The organism is Mesorhizobium sp. LNHC209A00 (genome assembly GCF_000502915.1).
Classification (GTDB): Bacteria; Pseudomonadota; Alphaproteobacteria; order Rhizobiales; family Rhizobiaceae; genus Mesorhizobium.
Window position 1 is genome coordinate 1 of the sequence record NZ_AYWT01000043.1, and the last position, 9,246, is coordinate 9,246.

At 58.9% G+C, this 9,246-nt stretch carries 9 protein-coding genes; 4 read left to right on the forward strand and 5 right to left on the reverse strand.

Features of this window, described 5'->3' with window-relative positions; all coding sequences use genetic code 11:
* Positions 1–247 precede the first annotated feature (247 nt).
* The 4 genes from repB to X739_RS136760 form a co-directional block, all read right to left on the reverse strand.
* Positions 248–1,249: a plasmid partitioning protein RepB gene (gene repB, locus X739_RS136775; RefSeq protein ID WP_023796666.1), complete on the reverse strand. Its 1,002-nt coding sequence runs from the start codon at positions 1,247–1,249 to the stop codon at positions 248–250.
* On the reverse strand, positions 1,249–2,442 hold the full coding sequence (repA, locus tag X739_RS136770) for a plasmid partitioning protein RepA (RefSeq protein ID WP_023774958.1): 1,194 nt from the start codon (positions 2,440–2,442) through the stop codon (positions 1,249–1,251). Before repA ends, repB begins: the two co-directional genes overlap by 1 nt.
* A 660-nt stretch (positions 2,443–3,102) precedes the next feature.
* Positions 3,103–4,329 (reverse strand): cytochrome P450, encoded by a 1,227-nt coding sequence (locus X739_RS136765; protein WP_023796668.1) that lies wholly within the window; start codon positions 4,327–4,329, stop codon positions 3,103–3,105.
* Positions 4,326–4,979 carry a GNAT family N-acetyltransferase gene (locus tag X739_RS136760; RefSeq protein ID WP_023785192.1) on the reverse strand — a complete coding sequence of 218 codons (654 nt, stop codon included), beginning with the start codon at positions 4,977–4,979 and terminating at the stop codon, positions 4,326–4,328. Before X739_RS136760 ends, X739_RS136765 begins: the two co-directional genes overlap by 4 nt.
* 76 nt (positions 4,980–5,055) lie before the next feature.
* Here X739_RS136760 and X739_RS00180 point away from each other — a divergent pair, with 76 nt between their 5' ends.
* Positions 5,056–6,072 carry a hypothetical protein gene (locus X739_RS00180; RefSeq protein ID WP_023796669.1) on the forward strand — a complete coding sequence of 339 codons (1,017 nt, stop codon included), beginning with the start codon at positions 5,056–5,058 and terminating at the stop codon, positions 6,070–6,072.
* A gap of 333 nt (positions 6,073–6,405) precedes the next feature.
* A complete protein-coding gene (locus tag X739_RS1000000169850) occupies positions 6,406–6,558 on the forward strand; it encodes a hypothetical protein (protein ID WP_156940080.1) in 153 nt (50 codons plus the stop codon).
* 27 nt (positions 6,559–6,585) lie between these two features.
* Here the strand turns inward: X739_RS1000000169850 and X739_RS136755 are convergent, their stop codons facing one another.
* Positions 6,586–7,716: a site-specific integrase gene (locus tag X739_RS136755; RefSeq protein WP_023796670.1), complete on the reverse strand. Its 1,131-nt coding sequence runs from the start codon at positions 7,714–7,716 to the stop codon at positions 6,586–6,588.
* 241 nt (positions 7,717–7,957) lie between these two features.
* Here X739_RS136755 and X739_RS136750 point away from each other — a divergent pair, with 241 nt between their 5' ends.
* Positions 7,958–8,254 (forward strand): hypothetical protein, encoded by a 297-nt coding sequence (locus X739_RS136750; protein ID WP_023796671.1) that lies wholly within the window; start codon positions 7,958–7,960, stop codon positions 8,252–8,254.
* Positions 8,244–8,831, forward strand: a complete 588-nt coding sequence (locus tag X739_RS136745; protein WP_031252679.1) for a hypothetical protein — start codon at positions 8,244–8,246, stop codon at positions 8,829–8,831. The genes X739_RS136750 and X739_RS136745 overlap by 11 nt, the downstream gene beginning before the upstream one ends.
* Positions 8,832–9,246: the final 415 nt, after the last annotated feature.

Below are 9,246 nucleotides of genomic sequence, written 5' to 3' on the forward strand. Positions count from 1 at the left end.
ATTTCACGTGAATCGTTTTGCGCTGCCAGCATGGCAAGCGACATCGGCCGCCGCCCAAAGGGCGTCGTTGCAATACCCGTCTCCATTTTCCTTCACCTCGATTAGGCAAAAGAAATCTGCTCGCCAAAACGACGCCAATGACTCTTGACAGTGATTCGTGAAGATGCGATTCTCAGTCAGCTACTACGGAGAAGGGCTTCCACGACGAAAGTCGCTTGGGGGCCTTTTTCTTTTGCGGTTCACTCTCCTATTGATGGTTTTGGGAGTTCCGGAAAGCCTCGTAGAGGTCATCCAGTCGCCCCGTAATGTATGCCGCGAAGCTCGGACCATCCTTTGCCTCGTAGGTCACAACCGCCTTCTTCGCCGTCGATTTCACGTTGACGCTAACTAATTTGTCCTTGGCCCCCCAGAGATTGGTCCTGGCCCCTTCCCTGGTAATTCGAGGAAGCGAGTTGAGGGCACTGACAGCTTGTTGAAAGCGTTGATCGCTCGAGTTGTCCGCGGACAACGATGTCAACACCGCCTGCAGTTCAACCTTCGCCTTTGGCAACTTCTCAGCGAATTCCATCCATCGACGGCGTCCGACCTCTGGTGCTGCTCCGATTGCCTCTATCAGTTCGATCGGTATCACGCGGACAACCGATAACATTTTGGATAGGGCAGCCTTGTCAACGTTTAGCGCCGCCATCATGACTTCGCGGGAGAATGACCGATCTTCCAGGCGGGCAGCGAATAATGCTCTTTCGATGTATGATAGGTTGGTCCGCGCATTGTTTTCCTGCCCCTGACTGACAACCAATTGATCATCGGACAACTCACGGATAACGGCACGAACTTTGATGCCCAATTCTTTCACCGCCGCAAGCCTACGATGTCCGTATGCGACTTGATATCGGCCGTTTACCTGCGGATGAGGCCGAACAAGGATTGGCACTTGCTGCCCATGTTCGTTGATCTGGGCAACTAGGCCGGCCAGTTCGACCCGATCAATGCCAAGACGATCACTGACGAACGACCCGTCGACCAAGGCTGGGTCCAATTCGACAACTATCTTGCCTTCCGCGAGCTGCTTTTCGAGGTCTTGCGCTCGTTCAAATTTCTGCGTGATGTTACCAAGGGTTCTGGTGATGCCTCCTATGGGAGCACTACGGATCGCCGGCGCTACAAAGCCAGCGATTGGTCTGATATCCGCCATAGGAGTTGGCACTTCATCTGCCGATGAAATCTCAATGAGATTCTTGCGGGCCACTATTTCCTCCCCCAAGTCGTCCTTAGCAGGCCTTCGATTTCTGAATTGACCGCATTTAGAGATTCCATCGCTCTGTCATACGTGCCGCGGGTGAACTGCTGTCGATCGACCTCGTACAGTGTCTGCTTGGTGACCCCGGCATCCGAGATTGCCGTCGACTTCAGCATGTGATTGTGGAGCATTCGATTGCCAAAGATTGCCCGCATAAAGCCTGTCATCTGACTTTGGGGACCATCGTTCGGCTCGTAGCGAGTAACGAGATAGCGCATCCAATCGTAGCTGGTACGTCCCCCTGCCCTTTCTACGACTGCCATCATCTCACTGGTCATCGCAAGGAATTGACTCATCGACATCACATCCAGCATTTGCGGATGCACGGTTATCAATGCCGACGTCGCCGCACACAACGCCGACATGGTCAAGAAACCGAGTTGTGGCGGGCAATCGATAATTACGACATCGTACAAGCTCTCGATGTCGGTCAACACTTCTCCAATGCGGGCAAAGAACATGGATTCCGCCGACCCAGTCGTAATCGCTCTCGGTGTCTCGTGTTCAAACTCCATGAGTTCCAGATTACCCGGCACGATATGTAGGTTCTGGGTGTAAGTGGCGCGCACAATCTCAGAGATAGATCGCGGCTCTTCATAGCGGATTGCCCCGTAAAGCGTTTCGCCTTCGCCGACATCGAGTTCGGGTTGATGTCCAAAGAGCGCTGACAGTGAAGCCTGTGGGTCGAGATCGATTGCCAGAACCCGATGGCCGCGCAAAGCGAGGAACTGGGCCAAGTGTGCGGAAGTCGTCGTCTTCGCCGAACCGCCCTTGAAATTCATTACGGCCACGACCTGTAGTTTCTCGCCAGGCCGACGGATCGGAACGTATTTCGGTGTTCCGTTTTTTTCGTCGAGTGACCGACGGATGTTTTCCATGTCCGCGGGAGAATAGACCCGGCGACCATTGGCCAATGGTTCCGGTCCATTTCCAGCCGAGGCTACCTGTCTTAGGTAGCCCTCGCCGATGCCGATATAGTATGCCGCCTCCGCAGGTGTGAAATGGCGGATCGTTTTTTGGGAAGCTGGGGGGAAGATCTTTTGTTGGTGTAGCTGAAGCTGCCGCGACAATTCGAGAGAATCCGCGGACAACATCGACGGCAGGTGTTCCTGCCCGCTGGCATGCGTAAGCGCCTGTAGCATTGCTCTCCTCGAACTACGCATTTGATGCGGATTTCAATCAAACTGCGCAATTACAGTATGGTCCGATTCGTAAACATTTTACAAACGCTTAACTATAAGTGGGATTTGAGGTCCGAGGTTGCGGTTGTCCGCGGACAACGCCTAGGCGGAAATCCGAATCCCGGCCGGCTCACGGCGATGGGTCGACAATCAAACGATAGCAGGGGCGACAGTGAGCGCATAGGATGGCCTATTCGTGAGCCCGCAGTCTGCTGTCCGTGGATATCGGGTCGTGCGAAGGACTTGTGCGCCTGGCGCAACGCCTCGCCTCCTGCCGGACCTAGACGCCTTTCGCGGGCCGAGGTTGGTTTCGCGCGTAAAGATCCCAATTAGCCGCCGTCTTGAGGAGTAGCGATGCAGCCTTACGGGAATAGCGATCCTAACCGAAAGCGTCACTGGTATCCGCATGCCTAAGGCCAGGCACACATTGGAGGCACAATTCGACAATGCGGTTGTCCGCGGACAACTGAAGTCAGTGAGACGAGGATGATCCAGATCGACCATCGGGAAAGCCACAACATCGATATTTTCGACGACCCTCAATTACTCGGCTTCATCCGCCTGTCGCACAACGTCGTGAGCGGGCAGATGATCCCACGGTGTTAAGAAGCAGCGTGGAATTCAAGCGGGTGGCCGATCGCCCCGCCGGATCATCGGAGCGGTTTGCAGGCCGTGGAAAAGCACTGAAGGCCGCCTTGAAACCCGTGAAGTATCCAGGCGCCAGCCTTTGGCCCAGGTGAACAAGGCCTCCAGCAACACTGCCAGCTCCACCCGGGCAACATGCTGGCCAAGGCAGGCATGAAGTCCGGTACCGAACGCGAAGGCCGATGAACTGCCGGCCTCCAAATCCAGCCGATCGCCGGTCGGAAAGACTGAAACATCTCGATTGGCGCTCCCCAGAACGGGCACGACAGCCTGCCCAGCCTTTATGATTGCGCCACCAAACGACAGATCATCCGCCGCGATGCGGGCCCCGGCATATTGGACCGGCGCGCAGAAACGAAGCAGTTCTTCCGCCGCGGCTGACCAACCGACATTCCCATTTTCAAGCAACGACAGCTGCCGCGGAGAATTTGCCAGCGCAACCAGCGCATTGCCGAACGTGTCCACGACCGTCGCCTGGCCGGCAAAAAGCAGGAACACGATGTTTGCAACGGCATCGTCTTTGCGCCAGCGACCGGCATCGACTTCAGCCAGCATCTGGGCAGAAATGCCATTTGGGTGCATGGCGCCGCGTTCTATCGCGTGCAATACCCATGCCTCCAACCGACGGCAGGCCTGGTTTGCATCCTCATTGATGCCGCCAACCCTCATATCCAGCGCATCGGCCATAAGCTTGGCATCGTGGCCGGTGCGCCATGGGTCATCTATGCCGATGCCGAGGATCTGCTCCAGGCCGGCGAAGGCGAGCGGCAGGCCTATATCGGCGACCGCATCGAACTCCGGCTTTTGCACGGCGGACTGCACGAGTTGCGATGCCCTGGACGCAAGCTGGTCGAACAGTCCCCTGCCGGCGGCAAACGTCATCGAACCGGCCAGTGGGCGGCGCAAGCTGATGTGCCTGGGCGGATCGGACAAGAGCATGGAACGGGTCAAAAAACCCAAGGCCGGATTGGCGCTGATCTTCTGCCTGATTTCCTGATAGGCGCCCGGTGGCGCTTGCAGCAGTAAGGGGTGTTTCAAGGCCTGCGACACAAGCGCGTGGCTGAACACGTAGAACGCTTCACCAACTTCCGGGTAAGGGGGCCTGCCCCAGCTGGCGCCACCTGCATTGCGGCGACGGGCGAATTCGGGAAACGGATCGCCGTCGAGTGTGAACGGATCGAAAAGGTCGACTTCGGCTGTCATGGGTCGAGATCAACTGCGAAGATGACGCGAAACCCGCCGGAGCTCAGGTCCTCGGGCAGAAAGTTCGGTGCCAGATGCAGAAATTCACAGTGCAGAACGCGCCTGTAGAAGCGCAGAAGCGGGTCCTTGGTTATCGACTTGACTGAAGGCATTACCCCTGTGCGATGCCAGTCATCGATGATCTGGCGAAATGCCGGATCCGGCCGAACCTTGTCGGGAAAGTCGTCCTGCGCTCCGGCATAAGACGGGCAACGTCCATCGCCGACCAGCCAACGCACGCCGACCTGGCGGCCATGGTCGATCAACTGTGACAAGAGGCGGCGCGCCATGTCGGTGCCGCGAAACTCCGGCCGCACGCCAAGATTGTAGACGTAGAGCGATCGTGCCGGTTCGCTCCTGGCAAGCGAACAATAGGCGGCGAAAGTCCTGGGGAAGTTTTCCGTCTGGCGAGGGTCCTGGCTGGTCTCCACGAAGCAGATCGCACCAGCAATAGCGTTCTCGACCATGGCCACGATCATTACGTGCCCAAGTAGAAGCCGGCGCCGGATCGTCTCTTCGCTGGCGCCAAGCGACCCCCAGGCCGCCGTCTCCATCGCAACCATGAGCGGGATATCGGCTTCTGCGAGGTGACGAAATGTGACGGCCGTCATCCTGGGGGTGGTTGTTCGTGAAATGCGCGATTTCCTTCTGCCGGCCGTTGAGGATACATGAGGGAGGGGGGTTTTCATGATTTTCTACATTTGTCATCGCTCACATGCCAACACTCTGGCAAGCCTGCTGCTATATTTTCGCACCGATCTGCAGGATTTTGTCCGGGTCGTTCCCCATGACGAAAGCGCGCGTCTGCTCGGGATATCCCGTGGTTCGGCCATCTGGACGGATTTGGACCGCCTGAGCGATGCCGAGGTCGAGGCAAGCGCCAATCTCTGCGAGCGCGTGAGACTGCAGCAGCCCGATCTCTTCCAATTCAATCACCCCCGGCAAACCGTTCAGCGTTTCGATCTGCTGCGCATGCTGTTTTCGGATGGCACCAATGGTTTCAACGTATACCGGCCGGAAACACTGCCCGAGAAGATGCGGTTCCCTGTCTTTCTGCGCGACGAGGCCGGAGCGACCTATAAAACGCCGCGGCTGCTGTCATCACGAGCAGAGCTCGACCAGGAGCTTTCGAAGCTCGGCAAGATGAATTTTGTCCGCCCGATGGTGGTCGAGTTCGGATCGAAAGCGGCGCCCGACGGCAGCTATAGAAAATACGCGGCCTATCGCATCGGCGAGCACAGCTATGCGCAACACTGCTTCGCCAGCGAGCAGTGGTTTGTTAAAGATCCGGGCAAAGGCATGTCGGGACAGCAGCTGGCCGAACACGCCGCCTATGTTCGCGACAATCCGCACGCGGCTGCGCTGATGCCGATCTTCGACAAGGCCAGGATTTCATACGGTCGGATCGACTACACCATTGTCGACGGCCGCGTCCAGGTGTTCGAGATCAACACCAATCCCACTGTGCTGAACTACCCGCCGACACCGTTCGACACCTACGATTCCCAACCCTACGCGGACATGCATGCGCGGGCTCTGACACGGTTGCCGCATGCGGACGATCCCGTGTCCAGTCCCGACATCGACAAGACGCATCTTGAGATCCTGGCCGCCTTGCGAAAAAAGTACCGTCGCAAGCGGGTGAAGCTGACGATTCGCCGGGGCTTGCGCCATTTCCGGGGAGCCATGTTCGGCGGCAAGTAGCAACGAAGCCTGCAAACTTTCGTGATTTGCCGTGGTTTTGGCTTGGACATTCGCCGGACAGGGCTCCGCCCTCACGACCCCCAGCCACAAGAAACGCCATCCGGCAATTCTCGCTTCCTCGGCTGCGCATCGAGCGCTGCGAACCGGGCGGTTCCCCCTGACGATTTTCTTGTTGTTTCCCCTAACCCGGTCTCGCCGACGGGCAGGGGTTAGACGGCGCTGAACCCCAAACCAAAAGAGACCGCCAGATCATGCCCCGCTGAGTGGCGTAGCTCGGCGGTGACCAAGCCGCTCGCGAGCGCGCCCTCAACAGCGCTGTAAACCAAAGAGCGAATGGAAAAGCTCAACCCGGAATTCGTCGGTCGTGCCATTGCGCAACTAATGATCTTGCCTGACTACGAGGCGTCGGCCACCGACAGTTTGGTCACAGCGATCACTGTGTTCGACGAGGTGTTGTCATCAAAGAACTTGACCACCTCACCCTAGCGATCAACAGGGGAGGGGCGAGGCTTTTCAGAGCCCGGACGCCTTTGTTAGATTGACTCGAAAACGGTCACGCCGTCGTTGATACTTGCGTGTCATCTCCGCCGAGGCGTGGCCAAGCTGCTTTTGCACATAACGCTCGTCGACCTCGGCTGAGGAGGCGAGGCCAGCGCGCAGCGAATGGCCAGAAAATTTTTGGCCGCGCTCGTCCTCGGAAAGATCCCCGCGCACGCCGGCGGCCAAGGCCGCGCGTTTGACCAGCCGCGCCACCTCCTGATCGTTCAGCCGCTCGGACCCCACCGCTTTGCCCTGACCGGTGACGCGGCGGAAGAGGGGGCCATGGGCGATACGGGCCAGCTTCAGCCAGGTCTGCAGGGCGACGACCGGGCAGGTGGCGTCGGACGAGCCGCGACCAATTTCGACCTCGCGCCAGCCGGTCTTGCCCCGCAATGTAACCAGCACGCCCTTGTCCGCGAAAAATTCAATCCAGCCGCGACCGTCCTCCGTTTGATCGCGGCCAAGATCAAGGCCGACGATTTCGGAGCGGCGTAAGCCGCCTGCGAATCCCAAAAGTAGCATGGCGCGGTCACGCAGGCCGCGCAGCGTGCCACGGTCGAGCGTCTCCAGCATGGCGATGAGATCCTCGCGCAGGACGGCCTCCTTTTGTCGGGGAGGGGCGGCGTGTTTGTTGCGGATGCCAGCAAGGACGGTTGCGATATGGCGGTCCTTGCGGTCGAGAGGTTGGCCACGTTGCGTATAATTCCAAGTCAGCGACGACAGGCGGCGCTCGATCGTCGACACCGACTTTTTGACCCGCTCCGATCCCGAGGCCTGGGCGGTGATGTAGAGGCCGACAACTTGTGGATCTGGCGGCAGCGGATCGAACGATTGTCGCCGGCACCAAGCGGAAAAATGCTTCCAGTCGGCGGCGTAGGCGCGACGGGTGTTTGCTGAACTGGCTGCCTCGACATAATCACGCGCGCGGTCGGCGAGCTTTTCGAGATGCGTAGGCAACGATGCCTGCCGCTGGTCGAGGACCGGCGGGGAAGGGGAGGGGTCTTCATCCAGCCGCCCCATCTCCATGACGACGTCGACAATGTCCGGCAGGTCATCTGGGTCGATTGCGGCGGCGGAAACCATCAAGTTACGGGCATTGCCCATTAAGTCTCGTCCATTTTGATGTCGCAGCACTGCGATTCTTGGGCCAAGGTGCTGCCAAAGCTCGGAATTGTCCACAGCGAGCTGCGTGGCTCTGCAAGATTTGCGTCCCGTCGGATCCGGGTATCGCATCACCGGGAGCAGGCCTGCCCTGTCCAGTGATGACCTCTTGGGAGGCGGTCTCTCCTTGCTTTCATGTTCAACATTCTTTATATTCCGTTCAACAGATGGAGATCCCAGCAAGATGGCCATACGCGGCGCAGCGGCAGATGCAAGTGAGGAGCGGATCGCCCACACCCGGAACCGCCTCGTGCTTGAGCAGGCGAGGGCGGTCGGCCTGCTTGGCGCGGCCAAGAACACACGCCTTTCCGGCAGGGTGCCGTCGGAACTGATCGAGGCGGCAAAGAAGCGCGCGCATGTGACCTCCGACACCGAGCTGCTTGAGCTCGCCTTGTCGCGGCTTGCCATCGAGGACGATTTTGGCGCCCGGCTCGTCGGCCGCAAGGGCAGCATCCCCGCGGACATTGATCTTGGCGTTTGATCTAGGGAGCGCGCTGCGTTCCCTCAAGCCACAGCGGCGTACCGGAGGGCTGGAACGGCGGCCGGATTCCGCTCTGTCCTGGGCAGGGGACCAGCCGCCTGTGGGTGGTACCCTGCTTCTCGACACCAGCGTCTATCTGGATGTCCTGCAGGGACGCACGCCCGAAGTCGTCGATGCCCTTCTAACCTATCGGCTTTGCCACCACTCCGCCGTTTGTCTTGCCGAGCTCAGCCACGTGTTCGGCCGGCTCGACCCGGCGCAGCCGAGGACGAAGCCGGTCCTGAAAGTGGTTGCGGACACGATCGACGATATCCCCGCGCACCGGCTGCATGCACCAGACGCCACCGCCTGGGGACGCGCCGGCATGCTTGCCGGCCTGTTGTTCCGACTGAGCCATTTGCCGAAAGGGCAGGGGCACGAACGCCGCTTCCTGAACGATGCGCTGATCTTTCACCAAGCCGGTCTTTTGGGAGCGACGGTCCTGACAGGCAATGTTGGAGATTTCGATTACCTCAGCCAGCTGGTTCCGTCGGTGGGGGTGATCTTCTACCGGTCGGCGCCGGGTTTGCATCCGTAGGGTTGAAAGCGTCGGTGGGGAGATATGCACTAAACCCTCACCCTCGTTCAGAAGAGGCCGTCCTGCTGTGGGACGGCCCGCAGCAACGATCAGCGTGATTTTGGGCTTCTGCTCGACGAGAGAGACCTTTCAGGCGACGTCCGGCAATCGAGCGCGAATCCGGTCCGCGCAAGGAACGCGAATTCTCGTCGATCTGACGCCGAAAGGGGACGTCCGGCGATGAAAAAGGAGCCACGGAGGTCATTTCAGGCACGCATTTTGAAAAACGAACGATAATGCAACATTATCATTCGTTTTGCGCTCGCGACAGGCTGTGCGTTTTAACGCGAAATCGATGGCATAAAGCGCACGGGCATTTTACCCTCGGAAGTATGATTCGCCTCGATCCCGCGACCGCCAGTCCCGCCGCCCCCCC